The organism is Silvibacterium acidisoli, assembly GCA_022870745.1.
In the GTDB taxonomy this organism is placed as follows: domain Bacteria; phylum Acidobacteriota; class Terriglobia; order Terriglobales; family Acidobacteriaceae; genus Silvibacterium.
In genome coordinates this window covers 989,107-1,014,869 of the sequence record CP085323.1, presented here as the reverse complement: position 1 = coordinate 1,014,869, position 25,763 = coordinate 989,107, and the positions used below count along the sequence as shown (strand labels likewise).

12 protein-coding genes and 1 tRNA gene are annotated in these 25,763 nt (G+C 56.0%); 8 read left to right on the top strand and 5 right to left on the bottom strand.

Translation table 11 applies throughout. The features are described 5' to 3' along the window. The first annotated feature begins 444 nt into the window (after nt 1-444). On the top strand, nt 445-3,948 hold the full coding sequence (locus tag LJD29_RS04140; protein ID WP_446744495.1) for a carboxypeptidase-like regulatory domain-containing protein: 3,504 nt from the start codon (nt 445-447) through the stop codon (nt 3,946-3,948). Between the two features lie 240 nt (nt 3,949-4,188). Next, a complete protein-coding gene (locus LJD29_RS04135) occupies nt 4,189-4,428 on the top strand; it encodes a hypothetical protein (protein WP_446744494.1) in 240 nt (79 codons plus the stop codon). Nucleotides 4,429-4,497: 69 nt separating this feature from the next. On the opposite strand, the gene LJD29_RS04130 is transcribed toward LJD29_RS04135, so the two are convergent. Together LJD29_RS04130 and rpsD are read right to left on the bottom strand one after the other, a co-directional pair. Beyond that, nucleotides 4,498-4,719 (bottom strand): hypothetical protein, encoded by a 222-nt coding sequence (locus LJD29_RS04130; protein ID WP_446744493.1) that lies wholly within the window; start codon nt 4,717-4,719, stop codon nt 4,498-4,500. Between the two features lie 54 nt (nt 4,720-4,773). Continuing rightward, entirely contained in the window at nt 4,774-5,397 is a 624-nt protein-coding gene (gene rpsD, locus LJD29_RS04125) for a 30S ribosomal protein S4 (protein WP_446744492.1), read from the bottom strand. A gap of 367 nt (nt 5,398-5,764) precedes the next feature. Between rpsD and LJD29_RS04120 the strand changes: the two genes are divergently transcribed. From LJD29_RS04120 to LJD29_RS04105, 4 genes are all read left to right on the top strand, one after another. Then, a tRNA-Asp gene (locus LJD29_RS04120) sits at nt 5,765-5,841 on the top strand. 413 nt (nt 5,842-6,254) lie between these two features. Then, entirely contained in the window at nt 6,255-7,286 is a 1,032-nt protein-coding gene (locus LJD29_RS04115; protein ID WP_446744491.1) for an ATPase domain-containing protein, read from the top strand. Next, on the top strand, nt 7,283-8,797 hold the full coding sequence (locus LJD29_RS04110) for a DNA polymerase Y family protein (RefSeq protein WP_446744490.1): 1,515 nt from the start codon (nt 7,283-7,285) through the stop codon (nt 8,795-8,797). The genes LJD29_RS04115 and LJD29_RS04110 overlap by 4 nt, the downstream gene beginning before the upstream one ends. Continuing rightward, nucleotides 8,790-12,017, top strand: a complete 3,228-nt coding sequence (locus LJD29_RS04105) for a DNA polymerase III subunit alpha (RefSeq protein ID WP_446744489.1) — start codon at nt 8,790-8,792, stop codon at nt 12,015-12,017. Before LJD29_RS04110 ends, LJD29_RS04105 begins: the two co-directional genes overlap by 8 nt. A 268-nt stretch (nt 12,018-12,285) precedes the next feature. On the opposite strand, the gene LJD29_RS04100 is transcribed toward LJD29_RS04105, so the two are convergent. Next, nucleotides 12,286-15,957: a regulator of G-protein signaling domain-containing protein gene (locus tag LJD29_RS04100; RefSeq protein ID WP_446744488.1), complete on the bottom strand. Its 3,672-nt coding sequence runs from the start codon at nt 15,955-15,957 to the stop codon at nt 12,286-12,288. A 473-nt stretch (nt 15,958-16,430) separates the two neighbouring features. On the opposite strand from LJD29_RS04100, the gene LJD29_RS04095 reads away from it, so the two are divergent. Together LJD29_RS04095 and LJD29_RS04090 are read left to right on the top strand one after the other, a co-directional pair. Next, nucleotides 16,431-18,227: a phospholipase D-like domain-containing protein gene (locus LJD29_RS04095; protein WP_446744487.1), complete on the top strand. Its 1,797-nt coding sequence runs from the start codon at nt 16,431-16,433 to the stop codon at nt 18,225-18,227. 236 nt (nt 18,228-18,463) lie between these two features. Continuing rightward, nucleotides 18,464-19,765 carry a hypothetical protein gene (locus tag LJD29_RS04090; RefSeq protein ID WP_446744486.1) on the top strand — a complete coding sequence of 434 codons (1,302 nt, stop codon included), beginning with the start codon at nt 18,464-18,466 and terminating at the stop codon, nt 19,763-19,765. A gap of 1,163 nt (nt 19,766-20,928) precedes the next feature. On the opposite strand, the gene LJD29_RS04085 is transcribed toward LJD29_RS04090, so the two are convergent. Continuing rightward, nucleotides 20,929-22,311 (bottom strand): DUF3320 domain-containing protein, encoded by a 1,383-nt coding sequence (locus LJD29_RS04085; protein ID WP_446745873.1) that lies wholly within the window; start codon nt 22,309-22,311, stop codon nt 20,929-20,931. Nucleotides 22,312-22,325: 14 nt separating this feature from the next. Continuing rightward, complete coding sequence (locus tag LJD29_RS04080; RefSeq protein ID WP_446744485.1) at nt 22,326-25,637, bottom strand: DUF4011 domain-containing protein; 3,312 nt, start codon at nt 25,635-25,637, stop codon at nt 22,326-22,328. Nucleotides 25,638-25,763: the final 126 nt, after the last annotated feature.

The window sequence follows — 25,763 nt, the reverse complement described above, 5'->3', positions numbered from 1 at the left end:
GAATTGTTCCGATTCAGTCCTACCCACGGAGCGTCCGTTCCGGGTCGCCGTAAATCGGCGTATTCCATTCAAACGTTGTTGTTGACCGTCATCCACGGCAAAGCCGGGACAGACGGAATTTTTAAGAAAGCTCCACTTCGGTTCGAACCGGAGATGGATCTGCCTGATTACGTACCAGCGAAGTAGTAAGTACAGAGCAGCGATCGACGAATTCAGAGCTTCAACTCTAAGTTCATAAGGCTGCCAGCGCTGGCCACAACGCTATGAATGAGATTCCACCGGTCTGACAGCGCAACGTCAGTCGGTGTTGTGAATCAAGTCAAAACTTGGCCGTGTGAATAGCTGGAGAACTGGCTCGGCAACGCATGATAAGGTTACCAAGCCCAGCGGAAGCGCAATTTTCACACTTAAGGCCGACAGCTTTTGGAGGCAACAATGCAACACATGAATAAGCCTGTGACGAGGCACGCCTTGCCGTGTGGAATCGATTCCAGGCGAGATCGCAAGGGACTTCGCGCGTCGATAGCGGCCCTGTTCCTGTCGCTGACTCTTCTTGGGGGAGCGGTGGGCGTTTCTTCTCGTACCGCCTACGCGCAGAACACCACATCATCTATATCCGGAACAGTGACCGATCCTTCCGGCGCCATCCTGCCGAATGCGAAGGTCAAGGTCGTGAACTCGGCCACTGGCCAGACTTTCAACATAACCACCAACGCCCAGGGCTCGTACACGATTACGAATATCCAGCCCGGTTCTTATAACGTGTCGGCAAGTGCGGATGGCTTCCAGGGCCAGACCCTGAGCAATGTCAACGTCGACGCCAACATCGGCCGCCAGGTGAACTTTGCCATGAAGGTCGGCAACACCGGCGAGACGGTGACTGTTGAGGCAAACGCGAATGCTCTGCAGACCGAGTCGGCAGTCGTCGGTCAGACCGTCACGCAGGACCAGGTCAAATCGATCCAGCTCAACGGACGCAACCCTATCTATCTCTCGCAGCTTGAGCCTGGTGTAACGCGTAATGCGCCGCTCTCGTCATTCAACTTTGCGCCCGACTTTGGTGGACCGCAGATCAGCGGCGCGCGTAACGACGAAATCGCCATCACTCTCGATGGTGCGCCCATGATTCGTACGCGCGGCAACGGCACCACGACCGGTGTCCCTGACGTGGACAGCATTGCGCAGATGCAAATCCTGTCGACCAACTATCCCGCGCAGTACGGCGGAACCTCGGGCGGCGTGCTCGTCCAGGTGCCGCGTACCGGAACAAGGGATTTCCACGGATCGGTCTTCGAATACCTGCGTAACTCGTTCTTCGATGCCAACACCTGGTTCAACAAGTCCCAGGCGAATCCCGCTGTTGCAGATCACCCCACTCCCTTTCGCTATAACCAGTTCGGCTGGAATGTGAACGGCCCCGTCGCAATTCCTCATGTATCTGAAGGACTGCGCAACAAGCTGTTTTTCCTCGTAGGCCAGGAGTATCTGCGCTACCGTCAAAGCCCCACCCAGTCCGGCACGGTACCGACCGCGCTCATGCGGGGAGGTGACTTTTCCGAACTGCTCGTGCCGGGGAACCTCTATACCGGTGCCAAGACCGTAATCACCAACCCAACCACCGGGCAGGCTTACGTCAACAACGTCATTCCCCAGAACCAGCTCAGCCCGAACGGCATTGCCCTGTTGAATGCTTATCCGGCTGCCAACGCGAATGGCGCGAACTACAACTGGGTGGACCAGGCAGCGTATCCGCAGAACCAGCGTAAGGACACAGTAACGCTCGACTATCTGCCTGCTGCGAACCAGCAGATCCGCTTCTCGTTCCTTCACTACACCTTCAACCAGATCTCGCCATTTTCTGGTAATTTCAACCGCACGCCGCAGGCGTGGAACTGGCCCGATGAAGTTGGTGTGCTGCACTGGACGTGGACCATCAGCCCCACCACGGTCAATGACCTGACTGCATCCGCTTCGGCAGATCACGTCACCATCAACGTTGATCAGTCGAGCGGTCTCTACAATCGCGATAACTACGGAATCAATTTTCCGTATCTCTTCCCGGCATCGGAGAAGGAAATCACAAATAAGATTCCAACCATTGAGCCGCAGGGCTTCACGACCCTCGATGGCGGTCCTTATCCTTCACACTCGGGCGGTATCGTTTATACCGTCGCCGACAACGTCACAAAGATCATGGGCAAACACACCCTCAACTTTGGCGGCTTGTGGATGTATTCGGGTGAAAACGACAACGACCAAATTGACGTGAGCAGCACAACCCCGGGCGCAACTGACAATCAGAACGGTCAGTTTATTTTCACGGCGTTGCGCAACCACGCGGCTACTTCGGGAGCGGGCATCTCCAACGCGGCACTGGGCCTATTCGACAGCTACGGTGAAATCGGTCAGAAGTCGTACACGCTCTTCCGCGCCAATTCTGCCGAATTCTTCGCCCAGGACACCTGGCACGTGAACTCGAAGCTGGTTGTTGAGTACGGTGCCCGTTACAGCATCTTCCAGCCTTTCTATGCACTGTGGCGTAACCAGTCGATGTTTAACCCTAAGTACTATGTGCCCGGCGACGCTCCGGTTGTCGATCCTGTTACAGGAACGGAGACCGGCGGCCTTCAGTATGACGGTATGGTCATCCCCGGCAAGGCGTTCCCCAACTCTGCACAGGGCCACCTCAATCCCGTCGTACTTACCGGCGCTTACAACTACCTGTTCCACAACACCAGCAAGAGCTACTCGCCCACCGTGTGGTCGAACATTCAGCCGCGTATCGGTATCACCGATCAGCTGACTCCGACGACCGTAGTGCGACTTGGCGGCGGACGCTTCGTGCAGCGCCTGGGCGTCAATGACAGCATCCAGTTGGGTGGCAACGCGCCCTTCCAGCAGGCCGAATCGGTTACGAACGGCAACGTCGACAACCCGGGTGGAACCACCGTTGCAACCTATCCGGCGCAGGTCTCTTCGCAGGCCTACGACTACCCCAGCCCGGAAGCGTGGTCCTGGAGCGCTGCTGTCGAGCAGGACATTCCGAAATTCGCTACCGCGACGATTTCGTATGTCGGCCGCCGGGGCATTCACCTTCAGCAGCTTGAAAACATCAACCAGCTGACGCCGGGAACTGTTCAGGCCAATCCTGGAATCCAGGAAGACGCCCTCCGTCCCTACCAGGGTTATTCCTCGATCGTTGAGCAGTCGGATCGTGGCGGCTCAAACTACAACGCGATGCAGGTAGAACTCAAGCGTCGTTTCACCAACAACTTCCTGTTCGGCGTCAGCTATACCTGGGCGAAGCTGCTCGACTACGGCTCCGGCCGCGGTTATGAGTTGCCGGACTACAGGCAGCCCGGCCTGAACTATGGCCCAGCTGACTTCGACCTGCGTAACGTGCTTGTCGTCGACTATGTGTGGACGGTTCCGTATGGCGCTCACCTCGACAACCGGGTTGCTCGCTACGCCTTAAGCGACTGGCAGGTGTCTGGTGTGACCCAGGCGCAGGACGGTCCTCCGCTCAACTCGATTTACGTGAGTGGTGCTGACGATGCAGGTGTTGGCGTCGGCGCTGGATCGCAGCTCTGGGTGGCAAATCAGAAGCCTCACGTCGGAAAGCATTTCGGCAGCGGCGGCTGGTTCGATGGCGCGGACTTCTCGGAGCCCGCTCAGGGAACCCTTGCTCCTCGCGGTACGCGTAACATCATCTACGGACCGGGCTTCCAGAGCTGGAACATCGCTCTTCAGAAGCCGTTCAAGATCTTCCCCGGTCACGACAATCACACGTTGACCTTCCGCGCGGAAGCGTTCAACTTCCCCAACCACCCCAACTGGGATACGCCGAACCAAACCCCAGGTACCGGTACCTTTGGCGAAGTCACCACCAAGGGACAGACCTACTCCTCAGATCGCGAAATGCAGTTCAGCCTGCGTTACGCGTTCTAAGCGAAGAAACAAACCAAAAGGCCGGAAGCGGTTCGCCGCTTCCGGCCTTTTCTTTTCTGGCTCTAAAAATATTTTGCGAAAGACCGCCACATATAAGAACACGATAGTTTCATGAGCAAGACTCATATCTTCTGTCAGTTAGAATTTGCGACATTTTCAGTCGTGGATAACTTGGTCTAAAGCAGTCGCAATTTACACAAAATAAAAGACATACTACTGTTGAAATCGAAGGCGACCAGCGTGCCTAAGCGTTGCGCCACTGGAGGAAACGACATGGAGAAGATTCACACTGGACAGTGCGGTCTGTGCAGCCACTTCGGCGAGAACCATAAGTCGGATGTTCTTGTAACGATTCGCACCAGCCATGAAGCTGATCTCAAGATCCTCGACGAATGCGGGCATCCGAAACATTCCGGCCTTCACCTCAAGGTGACGCCGATCAGTGGTTGCGATGGTTTCGTTCCTGTAGCGGCAGCATAAGTACCATCAACATGGACAGAATCGGCCCGAAGTTTCGGGCCGATTCTGTTTGCACGATTACTGCGGCTTCTAGTTCGGCTTTGCCTGAGACGCCGGGTGGATATTCACGCCGGTCACAATCTCTGAAAGTGATTCCATCGCCTGCTGCATCAGGATCGCGGCTTGGGCAAACATCTCCGGCTCCATGTTGATGGTGACCGGGCCGAGATTCAGGTGGATGCAGTTGCATCCACAGAGCCGGATGGTGCCGGTACCGGAGCGCTTCGCAAGAATGACATTGATATCGCTCATAACTCTTCCTTCCATGCGTACTGCGATGGTTATTCGAAACGGCAGGGAGCAGCGTTAGACGCCGCGCTTCGCGTAGTACTCCGCCACCTGACTGGAATTGAACTCGAAGGGAATGTGGCTCGAGTCAGGAATAAAGAGCAGCTTGCCCCGTTCGAATATGTCGGAGTTTTCAAACTGCAGGAACGATGGCAGTGTCAGACGCGGAGCTTGGCGTGAAAACCGGGTAGCTTCCATCTGGTTCGCTCGTTCGCTGAGTTGAATGGACGACCCGGGGCGCAGAACCATGGAACCGATCGTCTCTCTTCTGCCATCGACGAGCACATGACCATGCGAGACCAGCTGACGAGCGGCGGCCATGCTGCGTGCGAAGCCGAGACGGAAGACGACATTATCGAGCCGGCGCTCGAGCAGGCCGATCAGGGCCTCGATCCAGTTTGAAGGCTGAAGGCTCTTTGCCTTGCGCACGAAGCGGCGCAACTGCTCCTCGCGAATGCCGTAGTGGAAGACGAGCTTTTGCTTTTCCCGGAGCTGTGCGCCAAACTGGGAGACTTTCGGCTTGCGGGAACGGCCATGCTGGCCGGGTGGAAAATTCCGTTTTTCCAATGCCCCCGGCTTGCCGAGGCCAGGCAATTCCAGGCCCAGAGCACGTTGGGTCTTCCATTTCTTGCGCTCACTCATTTCCGTCATCTCCTTGGGTGCGATGACGCGTCACAGGGACGCGTATCAATATCGATCTCAGGCAGCTGCGGCGCTTCGCCAAAAGACTTCCACAGCAGCCTTCTGAATGGAGACTAATTTGGTCCTATATTGCAGTCAAGTGCACAGGGATGGTTTCTAAAAAGAGGACGGAGTTTTCCAGAATGCACTTTGCAGCGGCTTTGCGCAAAAGACAAAAACTTCTGATAGACTTGATCTTGTTGCGGCAATCATCGTTCTGATGTGAATACTCCCAGGACGTACAAGCGCAGCAGATGACAATGGAATCCAGCGCGAGTGATCGCTTGTTGATTCTATTTCGTAATAGTCAAAGTGCTCCAAACACTTTGGGGACGTAGCTCAGTTGGTTAGAGCGCTGCCCTGTCACGGCAGAGGTCGCGGGTTCGAGCCCCGTCGTCCCCGCCACTAAATCGAAGATAGTGAACGTTTTAGCGGCACAGTGACATGATTAGAATCTACCCTCGAGGGTGCTAAAGGGTGCTGAGATTTCTCAGCACCCTTTTTGCTGCCTTCGAGCAGGTGCTGTTCCCGTTCCGAGGGTGCTGAAACCGGGTTTTACCCGCCTCGATCACCATCTCCATGACCCGGTTATTCGTCTCACGTCGCGCCAGGAACAGGTCGCGGCAAGCAGGAGCGCGGGCAGAAGACTTCCTTCCAAAAACGGCGGAGACGCCTGAGCTCTATCTCATGCGCTTCACAGAATTTCTGGACCATAAACCATTACTTTTCTTTTGGTTACGGTATGCCTGCCGCAATTGCAGTGCATCGGCGAGTTGCGCACTGAAACTAATTAGGGCGAAGATAAAGCGAAAGTAGTCATGCCCACCACTTCCACAATTCGGGTTCAGGTCGAGGCTGCGCTTGCGCACAAGTTTCCGTCTGCGTTGACGCCGCCGGCGCGGATGGTGCGCCCGGTCGTGCCGACTGGGATCGAAAGCCTGGATGCTTTGGTAGCAGGGGGATTTCCCGTTGGGGCGGTTACAGAACTGGTGGGTGAAGAGTGTTCCGGCCGAACTTCCGTCGCGCTGTCGTTTCTGTCGAAGATCACGGCTGCAGGAAAGGTCTGTGCCTGGATCGATGGCTCGAACAGCTTTCATCCGGCTTCGGCGGCAGCAGCCGGTGTCGATCTCAAGCGCCTGCTTTGGGTGCGTTGTGGCGTGCAGGAGCACACTGCAATACAGGAGACGAAGCGCTTCGCACTTCCCGATGCGTGCTTTGCCGCAAAGGCGATCACGAAGGGACTTCATGGCGGGGGCCATGGGACACATCCGCGTACGGAGACGAAGGGACTGCCTGCCGCACTTGGCCGCTTTCTCGGCAGCGAGGCAATCGTACCGCGCTGTGCGGAACCGATTGCGAAGCCTCGCCCGACTCCGCCCCATTACGAGTCGACCCTGGTATCTGCATCCGCGCCGGTACGCAAGCCGAAGCGCGCCAAGGCGTATGACGCGATCGAACAGGCTCTGCGAAGCACAGACCTGTTGATTCAGACAGGAGGATTCAGTGCCATTGTGTTGGACCTTGGCGGTGTCGCGCCGGAGTTTGCAGCGCGAGTTGAACTCTCGACTTGGCACCGCTATCGCGTCGCCGCAGAGCAAACGCAGTCGAGCATCCTCCTGCTCTCGCAATATGCCTGCGCGAAAAGCAGCTCGGAACTGCAACTGCGGCTTTCTCCGATGGAGAACACACATGAGGAACGAACGGTGTTTGCCGGACTCCGCGCGCGAGCGGAAGTGTTGCGCCAGCGCTATACGGAAAGGCCGGCGAATGTGATTCCGCTTCGCAAACCGCCGCAACATGCTCAAGATGGTTGTTGGAAGCAGAGCACAAGCTGGGTTGGTACGCGATGAGCAGCACTGCGGAACTCTATGCATGTGTCTATGTAAGGGAGTTTCCTGCGCAGGCACTCTTACGCCTGCGTCCGGAGCTGCATGACAAACAATGCGTCGTTCTCGAGGGCGAAGCGCCGTCTCAGGCGATCTGCTCGCTAAACACACGCGCGCGTCTGGTCGGGCTGCGCCGGGGCATGACGAAGGTCGAGGTCGATACCTTCGAGGGTGTCACCATCCTGCAGCGTTCTCTGCGCACGGAGAACTCAGTGCGAATGATCCTGCTCGAATGCGCTGGGAGTTTTTCGCCAAGGATCGAAGACCGTTCGATAGATGGTCTTTTCATTTGCGTCATTGACGCAATGGGAACGGAGTCGCTCTTCGGTCCACCCGTTGAGCTGGCAAAGCGAATACGTCAGAGCATCCGAGCCATGGGAATCGTGGCTGCGGTGACGGTGAGTGCGAATCTGCAAACCGCCGTCTGCGTTGCTCGCGGCCTGACCGGCAATGTCCCATTGAAGGTGATTCATCGCGGGGAGGAAGCGAAGCTGCTCTCGCCACTGCTGCTCTCTGTACTCGACCTTACTGTGGCGCAAGCAGAGATCTTTCAGGCATGGGGTATCCGCACGGTAGGCGCGCTCGCTGCTCTTCCGGAACGAGCGCTGATCTCGCGTCTTGGCCAGGACGCTAAACGATTACTGCTGTTGGCTCGTGGCGAGTCTCCGCATTTACTGCAACCGATCGATGTGCCCTTTGTTCTCGAAGAGCAAGCGGAACTGGACTTTCCGCTCGACGATCTGGAGTCGTTGCTGTTCGGGCTCTCTGCGATGCTCGAACAACTTATCCTTCGCGCAAAGTCGCGTGTGTTCGCACTTGCTGCTGTAACGATTACCTTGCATCTCGACGGCGGAGGCTCCCACGAGCGCACGGTCAGTCCGCGTGTTCCAACGAACGACAAAGCGCTTTGGCTCAAGCTGCTTCATCTCGATCTTGAAAGCCATCCTCCGCCAGCATCGATCCTTGCCGTGCATCTGCACGCTGAGCCGGGCGCAACCAGCAAGGTTCAGCTCGGACTCTTTGCACCGCAACTGCCGGAGCCGGGACGACTCGATGTCACGTTGGCGCGCATTGCAGCGATCGTCGGAGATAGCCATGTAGGGCGTGCGGTGCTTGATGATACCCGCCGCCGTGACGACTTTCATCTCGAGCCGTTCTCCATCCCCACATCAGTGCCGGAACCGGCAATAGAAGAGGCGGCACGACTCAGCCTGCGAGTGCTGCGACCGGAAGAGCATGTCTCCGTCGAGACGCGACACGGGCGTCCGTTCGAGATGTATTTTCGATCACGCCGCTATGCGCTCGAACAGGTCTATGGCCCGTGGTTGAGCGGCGGAGACTGGTGGAACGAATCGATCTGGGGAGACGAGCAGTGGGACATCGTAGGCCGCGCACGCGATAGCGCCTTTCTTGCGTGCCGGCTGACGCGTGATTTCATCCAAAACCGTTGGTCCGTAGCAGGTCTTTATGACTGATCGCTACATCGAGCTTCACGCCAACAGTGCTTTCTCTTTTCTCGAAGGCGGATCGCAGCCCGAAGCGCTCGCAGAGCGGGCCTGCAGGCTCGAGATGCCCGCCATGGCGCTCATGGACCGGAACGGATTCTATGGCTCGGCACGCTTTCACAAGAGGGCAGCGGAGAACGGTATCGTCGCGCATGTTGGTGCGGAAGTGTCCGTGACGGGATTTGGAAATCGTCTCACGCCACCGGTATGGTTGCCGCACCAGCATCTGGCCGAGCCTGTGCGTCTCCCGTTGCTTTGTGAGACGCGCGAGGGCTATCAGAATCTATGCCAGCTTGTGACACGCTTTAAGTTGCGCGAGACCAGCAAGCAGGAAGGCGCTGCACGGCTCCAGGATTTCGAGGAATACAGCCGCGGTCTTGTCTGCCTGACGGGTGGTGACGAAGGACCGCTTGCGACTGCCTTGATGCGTGGCGGCGAAACAGCAGGAAGGCAAGTAGCAGATCGCCTTGTCCGTATCTTCGGGCCAACGAATGTGTATGTCGAACTGCAACGACACCGCGAACGTGCACAAGAGTGGAGGAATCAGGCTGCGATCCGCATCGCAGAGTCTCTCAAGCTTCCTGTTCTCGCGACGAACGGCGTGCGCTATGCGACGAAGTACGATCGTGAGATTGCCGACCTCTTCACCGCAATACGCAACCACACGCAGCTCGATCATGCGGGACGCTTGCTGGCGCTTAACAACCAAAGGCATCTACGGCCTGCAGATAGGATGGTCGCATTATTCCGCGATATTCCTGTTGCCATTGAAAACACCGTCGAGTTGTCCGCTCGGCTCAGCTTTCAACTCTCAGACCTCGGTTATGAGTTCCCGCGTTATTCCGTGCCTGATGGCGAGACGATGGACAGCTTCCTGGCGAAGCGTGTTGCAGAGGGTGTACAGCGCCGTTATGGTCCGAAGCTCGATGCAGGGTTGCTCGAGCGAGCCAGGAAGCAGGTCGAACATGAGCTGAAACTTATCGCTAAGCTGGGCTTTGCGGGCTACTTTCTTATCGTATGGGACATCGTCGAGTTCTGTAAGAAGCACGGCATCCTGATACAGGGCAGAGGCAGCGCGGCAAACTCCGCAGTTTGCTATGCGCTGGAGATTACGGCCATCGACCCCGTGGGCATGGAACTGCTCTTCGAACGCTTTCTGTCCGAAAGCCGCGGTGAGTGGCCGGACATAGATCTCGATCTGCCGTCGGAAGAGAAGCGCGAACAGGCGATCCAATATGTCTACGAACGCTATGGACAACTCGGCGCGGCGATGACAGCCAATGTCATCACTTATCGCGGCAAGTCAGCCGCGCGGGAAGTGGGTAAGGCGCTCGGCTTCGATCCTGAGTCCCTGCAGCGGCTTTCCACGGTGGTCGCGAACTACGAATGGAAGGGCGCAAACGACACGATGGCGAAGACCTTTCAGAGTGCAGGCTTCGACGTGCAGCATCCACGCATCGCAAAGTACCTCGAACTCTGTATGCGCGTGCAGGATCTTCCACGCCATCTCGGGCAGCATTCCGGAGGGATGGTCATCTGCCAGGGAGCACTGAACAAAGTAGTGCCACTGGAGCGAGCATCCATGCCGGGCCGTACCGTCGTGCAGTGGGACAAGGAAGACTGCGCCAATCTCGGCATCATTAAGGTCGACCTGCTCGGCCTGGGCATGATGGCCGTGCTGAAGGATTGCCTGACGCTGGTTCCGAAGCACTACGGCGAACCGCTCGATCTGGCACAACTGCCAGAAGACGAGGAAGTCTATCGCACCCTGCAACGCGCGGATACGATCGGCATGTTTCAAGTGGAAAGCCGTGCGCAGATGTCCTCGTTACCGAAGAACTGCCCGGAGAAGTTTTACGATCTCGTTGTACAGGTGGCAATCATTCGTCCGGGGCCGATTGTTGGCAAAATGATGCATCCGTACATGCGGCGTCGCCAGAAGCAGGAGGATGTGAGTTATCCTCATCCGTCGCTTGAATCCACACTCAAGCGAACGCTCGGCGTGCCGCTCTTTCAAGAGCAACTGCTCCGTATGGCGATGGTGGTTGCTAACTTCACGGGCTCAGAAGCTGAAGAGCTGCGTCGCGCCGTTGGGATGCGTCGTTCCTGGGAGAGGATGAAGAATCTCGAAGGACGGCTTCGGGCCGGCATGACAGCGAACGGACTGGACGCAGAGACGCAGGAGACGATCATCCAAAACATCAGCTCCTTCGCGCTCTATGGATTCCCGGAGAGTCATGCCGCCAGCTTCGCGCTCATCGCGTATGCCTCGGCCTATATCAAGGTGAAGTACTTAGCGGCCTTTACCTGCGCGATGATGAATAACCAGCCGATGGGCTTCTACAGCCCCTCTGTACTGCTTGAAGACGCTCGACGGCACGGCCTGCGAGTGAAGCCCATCGATATTCAGCGCTCGGACTGGTCATGCACCATCGAACACGAATCCGATCAATCACTATCTCTACGGTTGGGCCTGGGTTACGTGCGCGGCCTGCGAAGCCAGTGCGCCGAGGCCATCATTAAGGCTCGCGCTGTCGAGCCATTCCAGTCCGCCGATGACCTGACGCTGCGTGTTCCTCAACTCAATCGCAAGGAGCTTACCCTACTCGCGAATGTAGGCGCTCTGAACAGTCTTGATGGTGTGGAACATCGCCGGGATGCGCTTTGGCAGATCGAGCGAGCCGGAAAGCTGGAAGGCCCACTGCTCATGCAGCAGAGCGAGTGGCTGCGCGAAGAGAACGCTGAAGTTCCTCTGCTTGTGATGAGCGCCGAAGAGCGGCTGGTTGCGGACTATGCCGTGAGCAGCGTCACGACAGGGCCCCATCCTATGTGGTTTCGGCGCAAGGAATTGCATCGTCGAGGATACCTGCGAGCGGCAGACCTTGCCGGGCGACGCAACGGCGAGTACGTGAGGACTGCGGGACTTGCCATCGCCAAGCAGCGTCCGGGCACCGCTTCGGGCGTGGTCTTCCTCTCGGTGTCCGACGAAACAGGCGTCTTCAACGTCTTCGTGGCTCCGGAGTTCTTCGAACAGAACCGTCGCGTCATCACACGAGCGAAATTTATCGCGGTCGAAGGCCCACTCCAGAAGGAAGGACCGATCATCCACGTTATGGCGAAATCCTTTGAAGAGCTTTCGCTTGGAAGCCATGCTGGCCGAATACAGGTGACATCCCATGATTTCCACTAAGAACGGCTCTCCGGTCGGAGGCTATCGCGCCGAAGTCGATCAGCAGAAGCTCGGCCCGGCGCTGGTTATTGCGGCAGTCGTCCGGATAAAATCGCGGAGGCGCTCATTGAGAAAATGTGGATGAGCGCATTGGCCTGTTCTCGTCAGTCGAAATCGGGAGCAGAAAGTAGCCGGTCTACGACCTCTGCCGAAGCTCAGCAGAGGTCGCCGCCATGCGAGACAACTAAAGCGCAGAAAACCAATACTCTGCACGGGCGCTGGCAGGGTGTTACGGGATGGGCTGGCAGGTTGCTTGCTTATTGTCCTTCCTATTCAATGCTGCAACTTCCTCGTCGGCAATCCCCAAAGTGTTCTTGAGGCCCATCAGACGAGACTGGACGTCTGCGGCCGCGAAGGCATTCGCTACTCCGCACTTGAGTCTGTCTTTGCTACCCGAAAGAGAAGCACTTGCCTCGCAGCTATCTTGCGCGGTTTTCCATTGTCCAGAAAGATCGCAGCTCAGAGCCTGCTCCATTTTTATCTCTGTGCGAATAAGGCCTTCAGTGGACGAACCCACATTATGATCTTTGGGGTAAGCTTCAATCCGTGTCAGGCAAGCCTCGATCGCGGAGGCGGCATCACTTTGCCCGGTGAAGATTGCGCCGATATGGGCGCGTAACAACAACGTCTTAAGCTCGTCGACCATCGCTTCCGGGTGTGGATTCCAACGTGGCGTTCGAGATCCAGCGGGAACCGAATACTTGGTATCGGTGGTCAGTTGGACAAGCTTTTCAACTGGAAAGTCGGCTCCGAGTTCTCCATTCAACAAAACGCGAACCAGCCGCTGGGCGAGGGCGAACTCTTTCATGTCCGCAAAGTAAGCTGCCTGTTCCGGGTCGGAAACGAGATGTTTTTGAACTGCGTTTAGCACTGTTCCATGAATGGAGGTAAAGGTCCAGGGATTCAGGTCGGCTTCGCGGTCGTGATTATCTCCAGAACCTTCACCGTAACTCGGAGTAGAAGTGAAGGCGACCTGGATCAGAAAATCGAAAGGCCAAAGACTATTTGATGTGCCGGAGGCCTCGGATTGCATGAAGCTGAGGTTTTCGTCGACTGTGAATGGCAGCTCACGTAATCCACTCCATGTCTCATACGTGGGTGGATCAACGCGCCAGAGGTGTGCTGCCGCCTCGCTTCCATCCTCGGCAGTTGCAACCTGCTGCTGTACTCCGTTCTGAATGCACTCCGTGACAGCGTCAGGTCCATTCGACGACTTCATGCATTTGGCGATTAAGTCGACAAGTGTCGCGTCATAGAACTCCCTTTTCGCTGCCGGAAGCGACTGTAGAGGATCGCCGAAGTCTCCAACGTCGCTATAGACCTTCGGCAGGACGCCCTTCAATTGCTGAAGGGCTTGAAGCGCGCCGTCCACTTGCGCTTCTCGGTCGGTGAATATCTGGCTCAGGTCCTTCATCTTTTGCTCAAGGAGCGACTTTCGAGTGATATAGGCGAAATCGTAGATCAATACCTGTTCGTCGACACGCCGTCTTGCCTGCTTTCTCTGCTCAGACAATTCTCCTGTTTCGCTGGATTCATCTACGAGGCGGTCCAGTTCGACAGCGCGGCAGCCGACCGGCGTATCTAACAGGGCAGGGTGAACTTGTACTTTTAGCTCTTGCAGCGGAAATGCCGTCGTCATCGTTGTTGCTACAGGACGACCATCGGACGCATACAAGAGCGCCTGTTGCAGGATGCTGGTGCGGAAGACAAAGGAGAACTCCCGGCCATCATCGCGGTGCAAAGTAATCTTCGTTCTATTTCCTTGCGGCTGCCAATCGATATCCCGGAAACTTGGGCTGACCCCGGGTTTTATGTTCGGACTATCGATTCCGATCAATACGCCTCCAATCCGCGAGAACCCCTCCAGCAGTTCAAAACTGCCAGCACGTTCAAAAGAAGTCAGGAAAGGTTCCTGAGCGGCGCCTCCGGCCCCTCCGCCCGAGGGCGGTCCAAAGGTAGTTGGCGAGATGTGAGATGCGAGCCCATCGTCACCTCTGGGGTTGATCGGTGGCAGGTCCGGCCCGCCGAGAAGCGCCTTCTTCGTTTTACCGGCATCGGTTCGGGACTCATCGCCGATCTGAGCGGGAAAGTAGTCGCCGAAGCCGTGGACAGGGTCAAGAAAACCGTCCGCCGTGACTTCTTTTTCCTTAGCGGAAAGGTCAGCGTTGGCCGTGAGCTCTTTGTAAATCTGGGCCAACTCGACGTCGGCTCGCTGCACTGCAGCAACGTTCTCCGGTTTGACCGCGTAGCGAGGAGGGTGGACGGCAAGGTCCGCCGGAACGTCCTGATTTGGAAGAATCGTCGCTGCCCATTTGCTTGCCTGTTCTCTCTTCGATGTGGTCGCTACATATTGCGCTGGGTAATGGCGCATTTTCTCGTCGGCGGAGTTAAAACTGCCGGTTTTGATCAATTCACGGAAATACGTCGCCTGAAATACGTCATCGACCTTTCCAATGACATCCGCTCCCACATCGCTCCGTGCGTCATTGACGAGCTTGCTGATGAGGTCGCTATTCGATTTGTCACCGAAGCCCAGGGCAATCGAGCTGATCTGCGTCACCAACGATCGATGGAAGTCGCCCGGTGCCTGCTCATGAAAGGATGCAGCAAAGCTCACGAGGCTGTTGCGGATTCCCTCATGAATCGCCGCGAGCTTGGTTAGCCGGTTCTTAAACTCCTGCCCAATCTTTGACAGAGGCCCGTCATTCAGATCACTTGCCGTATAGAGGTCAAATTCGGCTTGCTCTTCCGGCGTCAGCGTGTCGTTGTGAACTGAGGATTCTGCTTCAGCGCCGGGCGCCGTCGCGTTTCTCAGCCCGGATGCAAGTATGTTTTCGCGGACTACCTTCCGCCGCACATAATCGCCCTTGGCGGAGTCGCTGTGTACATTCCATGGCTGGCTTGAGGCATAGGAAATCTCGTATGCCTTCGCGATGGTATTGATCGCCGCCTGTTGCGTGGCAGATAGATTGTTGTTGTTGCTGTTATCTTGCCTGGCTGCGTCCAGCTCTTTGAGGAAGTCCTCGGATTCCTTGTAGACGCGCGCTACTCGCACGCTTTCGAGTGCACTTCTGGTGGCGGGTAGCCCTGCACGTAGTCCCCCCGCTGCGGCAATCGCTACTGTCGACGCGATGGTGACGACCATGGAAATCAGCATAAGCAGATGGGCGGTGCCTTTGAAGAGAGTCAACGCTCCGCGGCTGGTCAATAGCTCGCCGAAGGTGAAGCGCTTTTGCGCTCCACCAGGAGCTGCGGGGGCGACATGCGGACGGTCGAAGCGCCGTTCCATGTCCAGGAGGAGATATCGCCGCTGTCCCTCTTCAATGCCTTTTTTCAATTGATCGCTTTGCTCAGGAGTCAGCTTTGCGGTATTGGCAGGATCATTCAGCACGGAGGACGCCGAGATGACTTGCCGCGCGATCTCCTCCATCGCTTCGGTGGGTGGGAGTTGCTCCCATGTGGCGGCACTGTTGCCCGCTTTCAGGTTTCGAGCCTGCTCCTCCACAAAGTCAGCGAACGCTTTCCGCCGCCTCTGCTGCGCCTGACGGTAGATGATGATCCCGTTGGCGATCAGCAGGAAGACAAGAAAGATGTAATCCCAGCCTTTGCGATACCTCTCTGCCGACTCGCTGAACTCGTGAACGCCGTTCAACAGGTTTGCCGCTAAAGCGACATCGGTGCGACCGCCCAAGCTAAGCAGGATGAAAAGCACTGCCAGAAAGGCATAGACAAGTGCCGCCACACCGACGATTGTCGTACCGTACTCGATCACAGGGATAAGGGCAGCGCCTGCTAGTCGGAGTTTTCCTTCTTCGAGCTTCTTTTTGGCGCGGGAGAGAACAAGGAAGTTCAGAACAAAATACAACGCACCACTAACGAGAACGAGAAGCAAAAGGGCCATGATGACCTCATGATGCTCTGCTTGAGATAGCTTACCCGGTACTGGGCCCGAGAGGTGCAAAAGTCAAATGAACCACTCTGAATCGCGGTTTGGATCCGGCGACGGAGTGTGGCTTGTAAACCGAGGATGATGTATCTATACCACGAACGCGAGCATCTGTTTAGTCCACCTGCTTATTTTCCGAGGGTGTTTTGTATCGCCGTAGTTTCACGAAGTTTTGGAGCAAACTATCGATCGATCTGGCGGCGCGTCTCAATGCGATTCAAGAAGACGCCCAGCCCGATACAGAGGTCCTAAGGACCACCTCGGCGGAAATTGGTTTTTGAATGTTAATTTTTGGCATATTTCCGCCAGCTGCGTCTATTATGGCTACGCTTTCACGGGGCCATTTTGAGACAACGCAATAGGTCGCCGCTCCTTTCCACTACGAGTGACGATTTGCAGTCGTGTGCAGACCATTTCGAGGAGCAAGTATGCGCAACGCTGTTGCTTTCGCCAATAACGATGTCGTGACGATTGCCTGGAGCTATGGGGCTAAACCAGAGGGCTGCATGGGCTTCGCGCTCTATCGCATCGATTCGAAGGATCAAGAGACCGTCCTTCCGAGCCATGCAGTGTTTCCGGGTGACTCTATCAAAGCTGGACAGACGACGGCCCAGTTTCCAATTCAGAAGTTTTACTGGAAGGATGTATACGCTCGGCTCGTGGGTGATAAGACTGGCGACTACACCTTCCGTTATAAGGTAGTGCCACTCGAAGGGCTTCCAGAAGCCTTGAAACCGATGGCATCACTGCCGATCCTGACGACCAACGAAGTGACAGTCTCTGGGGTGTGTTCCCCGAGTTTGACGGCGATCTTCAACCGCGGCCTCATTTCGACGCAACATGTCTCGCAGGCGCTCAAGGGCAACATGAGCAAGAACAAACTGCTGTCGATGATCAAAGATCCGGCCAATCAACTCCGAAAGGACCTGGCAGGTGACATTATTGGGACACTTACGGGATTTGTCGCCCAGGCGAAAAAGAGCGGATCAATCTACGCGGCTCTTTACGAGTTGACGGATGTGGAATTAGTGCAGGCGCTCGTAGGCATCGGAGATAGGCTGAATATCGTGTTGGCAAATATAGTGGCGAAGCCGAAGCCGGGTGGGTCAGAGGAGACGGCAGGCGAGAACGACGATTCAGAAACCAAATTGAAGGCATCAGCTGATTCGCTGCTGTATCGAGAGCCGCCGAGCGGTCATATCGTGCACAACAAATTCCTGATCTATGTCGATGATAGTAAGGTGCCGCAGGCAGTCCTCACAGGCTCCTGTAACTGGACAGATACTGGCCTATGCGCGCAGACGAACAACTCGATTGTGATTCGAGATAAGACGGTCGCGGCGCGGTACATGGCGTATTGGAAGAAGCTGCAAGCGGACGAGACAGCGCACGAGGCGGGTAGCCCCTTTCAGGATACGCCGCTACGGACGTTCAACGGCGCAGGCAAGACCCTGAACCTGGATAAGGGTACCGATGATGCCAGCACGCTGACGAGTTACTTCTCGCCCAACACGCCGAAGCAGCGGAGCAAGACCAAAGGGAAAACGGAGGCCTTTCCGGTCGATATGAAGGACCTGAGCGACCGCGTGATGGCAGCGAAGAATGCAGTGCTGTTTCTGGCGTTCATCCCGGGCACGCCAAGCATTACGGAGTTCGCTGCGGCAGCGCAGAAGGCAGCAAAGAAGGCCAACAAAGACTTGTTCGTGCGCGGCTGCGTCACTTCGCCGGATGCCGCAGGAAACTTCTACTACGACCTGAAGGGCACGTCACCGCCGAAAAAGCAGAAGGGCGTGAAAAGCCCACCCGCGCCACAAGACGCGCGCGTGATCTCGGCAAAAGCACTGGGCAAGAATATTCCAGCGGGCTGGCAGACCGAACTGCTGAAGGCGGGGTTTGCGATTACGCACGACAAGATCGTGGTGATCGACCCGTTTGCGGATGACTGCGCGGTGGTGACGGGAAGTCACAACCTGGGATACCAAGCCTCATACAACAATGATGAAAACCTGGTGATGATCGAGGGCAACAAGAAACTGGCGATGGCATACGCGACGCACGTATTGGACGTGTACGACCACTTTTCCTGGCGCTGGACCCTGGACCAAGCAACGAGCGCGGATGCGAACCTGAAAACGAAGCCGGACGACTGGCTGAACTGGTACTTCGATGCGGAAGGGAATATCAAGACAGCGCAGTTGAAGTTCTGGATGCAGGCTACGGTATAGGCAAACGAGTGACCCGCGGGGCCCTAGATAAAGTTTTGCGTACCAACGCCTCATTTGGGAGAGTAAGTATGACTCAGTTGACGCTTCGGAAATGTGTGAATTGCCCTCGAAACATTCGGTCCGCTGTCGGCGCGGTTCTTTTGACTATGCTTAGTACTGCGTTCGTTGGCTGCAAAGAGAACTCATCGGTCGAGCGGCCCAAAGTGGGACCAATGCCCCAGGCGAAACGAGACTCGTTGAACTCAAATTTCGCCCAGGCACAGCAAAGACTGTACAAGCGGAGCACGGGCGGAGGGGAACTAGAATTGCTAGTTCTTAGCCAAAACCAACGGCAACAACTATTTGATCAGCGAAATCAATCTCTTGACGCCGTTGCGCCCGGTGGAGTGGCGAATAACGACCCGCCTGTATGTCTTCCCCAAGGTGTTACCGATCCCGCAGATAAGCCGCTTGGTGGCGGTGCGGGAACAATTGCCGAGTATGGATACCCATCTCAGCTAAACATCACGGACATGTATGCGACTCTGTATATTGACACGGAAATTTGCACTGACCATACACTGAGTTCGAACGATGAGAGCAGACTACAGAAAGTCCTGAATGTCTTTGGTATCAGCAAAGCACAGTCTTTCACTACGGGTCTCTCTGTAAAAGGAGATGGCCTTGGAGGTGTCCAGTATCCGCAGATTGTGCCATTCAGCTATCAATACAACCAACAACAACAGAAATATCAAATTACAACAAGCACTTTCTCGGTGATACCGTGGCAGCCAACTACTGCATTCGAGATCGGGTGGTCATATAACAGGACCAATACTGTAAGCATCACAACATCAGCCCTTTTCACCAATATCGTTACCGATATCGCTGGTGCGGGAGGGTCTTCAAGCCTTCTCTCGCCTGCTGCGAATGGATATTTGACCGCTGGTAATGCGGTTGCGCAGCAGGTGGCACAGGTGCTATCGAATCAGAATCTGGAGGGAGATGCGCATCATTTTGATCTGCGCCACGGATCGAACAGTTTGAACGGCCCGGCGCGAAGTATCACATACAGATTTAGGGATCAGAAGAATCAACCGCTAGCAGGGGTCAGAGTCGTTGTAGCCTTCACAAATTCAATGCTCAAGCAAGATGTGATTGATCCAACAACGCCTGACAATACGCATGTTCCGCAATATGATGATGGAGCAGTACCGCCCATTGTTAATCAGACGGTTGCAGGCCCATCCTCTGGATCCCAGACTCTGCTGCAACAGATTTCGAAGGATCAGGCGTACCAAACTCTGCTCTCATCCACAGCCAATACAGATCCAACGAGCTTTGCGAAAGCCTGCTCCAATTTTGAAAATGACCTTCAGACTGTCTATGGACTAAATAAATATGACGTTGCTCTGACTGAGGGATATGTTCTTTCTCAAAATACACCTTACCTTCAGTCGAGCAAGCTCTATTCGAGTGGCTGTTTTGTGAATGGCATAAATGGCCGAAAGCTCATGGACTTGATGGGAATCAAAATTTTCGACACGGCGCCCAAGTAGCGCGAGCAGATCGCTGCCGATCGCAGGCAGAGGCCAACGCTCTTTCAGATGGATAAACGGCGAGGGTGCTGGCGGGGGTGCTGAACTTAGCCATCAACGCCCATGAAATCATTTATTTACAATCACTTAGCATAGCTGTCACGGCAGAGATCGGTCGAGCCAAGCTCCTAACGCTGACGCTCCTATTTCGAATGGGTGATAAATCGCCAATGCACTCTTTCAAAATACATCGACACCGAAACGCAGGCTTTTCCTCCATAAAGCGGACCGAACGAATGCCCCAGGGGCCCATCATACCGAGAGGGATACGAAGACTCCGGTCGTGCTGTGGCCGTGAGGACGGCAGACCAAACTCTTTTGGGTCCGCAGCAGTCCCATTAGGGACGGAGAAATCCAGTCTCAAACGTCTTCAGGAGTAAGAGGTAACCCCTTAATCTTGTGGATACAAATGGGGATACTTCAGAACTTCTCGCGCCTAAGCCTTTTCTTTGCAACGGTAGGAATCCCGGGGGGCAACCAAAAGAAATCTCTTAAAATCATTAATTTGAGAGATCCAGCATCAAGCTGCCAATGTTCGGTGGAGTGGTAAGACAACCGCTTGTCCGGTCCAGTTCTGGTCTGATTTGACCGACTGGTTTCACCGTCACGCAAGTCTCCCTAGACGCTGGTACCTTCCGGCGCAGACTCAGACTGCTGTTTCCTCGACTGTTAGCTTTAAGTGCTTAAGATTTAACAGGGCAGTAGCAGAGCACGTCAGGTGACAGTGACAGAGCATCTCACCTCATCTCGGCAATTTATCTTCGAGTGGTTGGAACTTCTTTCTACACGCTCACCCGAAGAGCATCTCTTCGAGCACATCGACGGACTGAATTGCGTATACGTTTCTGCTCGCTTCACTGAGCCAACCAAATGAGGATGACTAGTCCGGATGCGCTGGTGGCTTGAACTCTTTCAGTTCCGTCAAACTCATCGAATTGGGCAACGTTACTTTTGTAGGTGTAGGTTGCAAGCAGAACTTAGAAGAGCCGGAAGTAAAGAAGCATTAAATTCTGCGGATTTCAACTCAATGCGACTCGCGTGCCAAGTTGCATTGAGTCATAACCACGGATAAGAAGAGGCTTAGGTTGTGGAGTAAGACTTCGTTCTTGCAGCTTGCACTGGCTTCAGGTATGCCATTCGATGGCTTCCTGAATTCGCTTTTGGAGGTCCGCTCCTACGCGCCGGAACCCGAGATAACGAGCAGCAGCACGAATGAGGTCAGCATCTGAACCTCCTCCATTTTCATCGCGCGCATACTCCAGTGCCGCCCGGAACTCCAGCAGGGATATGTACTCTGCTTTCAATATCGGACCTTCTTCCAGCGAGCGGTCGCGTACGGAGGGTGTTTGGCGCTGGTTTTCTGTGAACCAGAATCGCGACTCGGTTAATAGCTGAGGAGTTTGTCGTGAGGCTCTCCGCAGTGCTGCTTTGACAGCGGACGCGATGCGTGTACCGGCACGTTCTTTTCCAAAGCACGCGGCGAGACGCCGTGCGATTTCGTCCTCATGAATGGGACCCTCTACCTCCACAATTCTTAAAACCGTTGCCTCTAACAGTCTGTTGTCTGCTTCATGAGGTTCGGCTGAAGAATCGACGGTGAAAACAGCCCGGGTATACATCGGTATCTCACGGACATTACCCTGCTCCACGAGTAGAGCGTCCGCTTCAAAGTCAGATATTTCTAATGCATGCTCTGATCCGCTATCGTCCGCTTCGACATAGCCCTGGGTCCCCACACTGAGAGCAGCCAGTAAGGCCTCTTTCAATCGGTCTATCTCTTCGGGGCGGCGATAGAACCAGTCGGTGCTCCATATTCTGTGGAAGCGCCAGCCGAGATGCTCCAGCACTTCCTGGCGCATGCGGTCGCGTTCGCGCGCCCACAAAGCATGGTGATATGTCGCCCCGTCGCATTCGACGGCCAAGAGGTAGCTTCCGGGCCGGGACGGATGCCGTACGCCGATATCGATACGAAAGCCGTTCGAGCCTACCTGCGGATCGGCGATGAAGCCAAACTCGCGAATCACGGCGATCACGTCTTCTTCGAGAGAGGAGTCTGCACTCTCCCCTGTTGGCACACTTTGCTCGAGCTTGCCGCTCTTTGCGAAGTCGAGGTATCGCTTGAAAATCCGCACCCCTTCGCCGCGCGCCCGGCTGAGATCAATTTCGGCAGGATCGAATGAGGCAAAGACTTCGCAGCGCAGGCGTGCGCGTGTGAACAGGACGTTGAGTCTTCGTCCCCCGCCCTCGCCGTTTACGGGACCGAACGATAGGCTGCTGAGGCGGACGCCGGCTATAGCGGGACCGTAACAAACGCTGATCAGGATCACATCCCGTTCGTCACCCTGGATGTTTTCAATATTCTTGACGAAGACGCTTTCTTTCGAAGTCTCGCTCAGGAACTTGTCGAGTGCCGTGTCGGAGCGTCTGGCTAGTTCCAACAACTCGGTGATGAGATTCCTCTGCGCCACGGAGAAGGTCGCGATACCGAGCGAGTGTTCCGGGTTGATTCGAGCATGTTCTGCTACTCTCCTGACCAGCGCTTCTCCCTCGAGGCGATTGTCCGCTTGCCGCCGCGGTCATACGCACCCGACACGCGGGTGAAGCAAAGCCCGAACCGTGGATCGTTCTTGAGAGGGGAGGGAAGAAGTACGAGTTCGTTGTCATAGAATTCGGCATTTGAAACTTCGATGAGAGATGGGTCCTTCGAGCGATAGTGCCACTTCAGCATTCGCCGGCCGAGCCCACGTGCTTCGCAGAGAGTCAGGATACTCTCCATCTCCTCTAGCTTCGCCGCTCCTTCAAGGAGATCTTCATCCTCGCCACCTTCATTCTCGCGAGTTTCATCATCAAGCAGGAGCCTGTCGAAGAAGGAGGTAGGAGGTAGCTGGCGAGGGTCGCCGACAACGACAAGTTTGTCTGCGCGCGCGACGGCCCCGAGTGCATCTTCCGGCCGCACCTGGCTGGCCTCGTCGATAACAAGGAGATCAAACTTGAACACTCCTGGCTGGAGATACTGCGCAACAGAGATCGGGCTCATTAGCAGCACAGGCTTGATGCGCTGAATCGCATTCGGCGCGCTGTTCATGAGTTTGCGAAGAGACATGAGTCTGCGTCGCTTGGCAATCTCTCCTCGCACGATCTTCATCTCGCCGAGTGCTCCCGTGGGCATGTGGGACAGATGCCTGTTGCGAATATGGGTGACGTTATCCCGGAGGTGACCGCGTTCCAGAGAGGAGAAGGTCTTTACCAGCTCATGGCGGTTGATTCCATCCAGCTCCTGGAGAAGCGGATATATCGAGCGGGCCTCAGACCACAGCCGCTCTGCACGTGCGAAGCGAAGCTCCACTCCTGCTGCTCCAGGCTGGAGAACTCCAGCGTGCATATCGTCAACGATCGACTTGAGTCCGAGGTCGATCATCCTGGTGCGTGTTCGTGCGGAGTTCGACCACGCTACGTAGTCCTTGAGATGGAGGCGCAGCAGGCGCAGCGACTCCACTGTATCGCGAAGCGACCGATCCTCGGCCGAACCGGTCGTCCACTGCGTCATGTCGATGCTCAGCGCACGGCATGCCTGCTCAAGCAATTGCCGTGCGGGTGGTGCGGTCTGCTCAAGTTCCGCAACGAGGTTCTTCAGCCGTGGGCGCTCTTCCGAGAGTTTAACAGCGCGTTCGAGTGAGACGGCCAGCGTGGACTGCTCCACCTGGGCAAGCCAGCCAGCGACTGGCTGCAGATGCGCGAAGTCCGTTTGTTCGCCGCGCCAGAGCGACCCAAGGCTCTGCGCGCAGTATGCCTCTTCGTCCCTGAGCTGCTTGCGAAGAGACTGTACCCTGAGCAGCTCTTCGACCAGTGCAAGCCGTTCGCCCGCTGACTTGGGTATCGGCCCAGTGAGATATCCGCCGAGCTGCATTGAGGCCTGCTTGTAATTTCTCCCAAGCCGGCTAAAGAAAGACCGTTGTCCCGCCTCGATTGCCGCACGAAGATTGAAAACCGGCGCGTCGAGCGCCTGCTCCATAAATCGTTCGCGGGCTGCAGTTGCGGCTTCTCTCCAGCGTATTCCGGCTTCCAGCGCGGCACTCAGTCGCTTACGATCAGTCACTCCGACGCAAGATTCCGCAGCGGGAACACTTTCTGCAGGCAATGAAGTGAGAAGGTGCAGCAGGGCGACTATCTCTTCCGCATCGGATACCGTACAGTCCAAGCTCAGCCCGAGCGCATCGGTGCAGTTTTTGATTGCTGCTGCCAACGCATCGAGTGAAGCAATGGTCTGTTCCAGGAGCGCGGTCGCCCTCGCGAGATCGGTGGGCTGCAAGTCGAGCCGCTGTAAGGCTCGCAGAGGATTCGTCTCAGGCGATCCAAGAGTGGTGATGAGCTTGCCGTACTCTTCAATCAACAGGCATAGCTGATCTTCTTCTGTGCGGTTCATTGTGAGCAGCTTCGCCGAGGCGAACTTCGGCGGTGTGTATCCCATGCCGAGATAGCGCGCCTGCCGGGCAAGAACCCCGATGCCAGTCTCTCCAGACTCGCCGATCGGCTGGTGTAGGGTTTTTGCAATTCGATTGAGCCGGTCTCGCGCTGCTGTCAGCGGAGCCGGGTCTTCTGGAACCCGTGGGATAGCCTGCGCTGCGTCCAATGTTCTGCTCAATTCTTCGACGACGGTCTTCTTGTTTGCAGATCTCGAATGCAGCTCCAGGCAAACATCTCGCAGCCCGACCTTGACAAGCCGATCATGCACAACGGAGAGAGCAGCCATCTTCTCCGCTACGAAGAGAACTGTCTTGCCTTCTCTCACAGCGGTGGCGATGATGTTGCAGATCGTCTGCGACTTACCTGTTCCAGGAGGCCCCTGGATTACAAGGTTGCGTCCCGAGCGTACCTCTTCAATCGCAATGGCCTGCGATGCGTCGGCATCGACTACATGGAAGAGCTTCGCCGGCGGCAGGGCATCATCCAAATTCCTGTCGAGGTCTTCGGAGATCCTCTGCCCCTCGAAGCCCTCGAAGAGCAATCCCCGCGTCAGAGCATGTTTCTGTAGTGAGCCGTCCGGCCATGCGGACGGTGAAAGATCCTGGAACATCAGCAGCTTCGAAAAGGAGAAGAATCCAAGCTGCATGGCGTCCCGATCGATTGACCAGGCAGGCCAATGCGTGATCGCCGCTGCGACCAGATCGAAGTAGCCGGCCGGTGTCCACTCCTCCTCCGCCTCCAGTTCCGGCAGATGGATCCCGAAGTCGTCCCTCAGGCGGATCGAGAGCGGAAGATTGGCGATCAGGTCTTCCTCCCGCATCCGAATGTCGAATGTAGATGTGCGATCGTTTCGGATCAGGTCTACCGGCAGCAGAATCAGCGGCGCGACGCGCGGCACGCGCGAAGTCTTGTCTTCATACCAGGTGAGGAAGCCCAGTGCGAGATAGAGGATGTTCACGCCTTGTTCTTCCTCGGCGGTGCGCGCCTCCTGCGCAATCTTCAGTAGCTTCTTCTGGAGCCCATCCGGGCCAAGCGGCGTCTCCAGAAACTCATCGGTAAAACGGGAGGGATCCATCGTCTCAACCGGATCCGGCAATGCCAGCGAGGTCTCGTTCGACTCACTGGTTCTGTCGACGCCACGTGCCAGAAAGCGCATCATCTTGCGGGCGGAGAGCGTTGCATACACATCGTTCGAGCGCTCGTTGATCAGGTTCAGCACGGGCCCGCGTGTTGTCGACCGGTTCACATGGATCAGCCGGTTGCGGGTACCGGTTTCGACGAGCCGCCGGCGGACGTCCTCGAATAGCTGGACGATGCCATCCTGATGGGAAGGCCTGGAAGTTGCAGTCTCACGGTCAAGGGTTTCCAACGTCACTCCAGAACAAAGGCAGGTTTCGAGCAAAAGCAAAAGTGAAGCAGATAGGGAATAGCTATTTTTACTCCTTGGATACTGGCAGGTAAATACTTTTTTCGACCAGGATCTGGCGCTTGAACA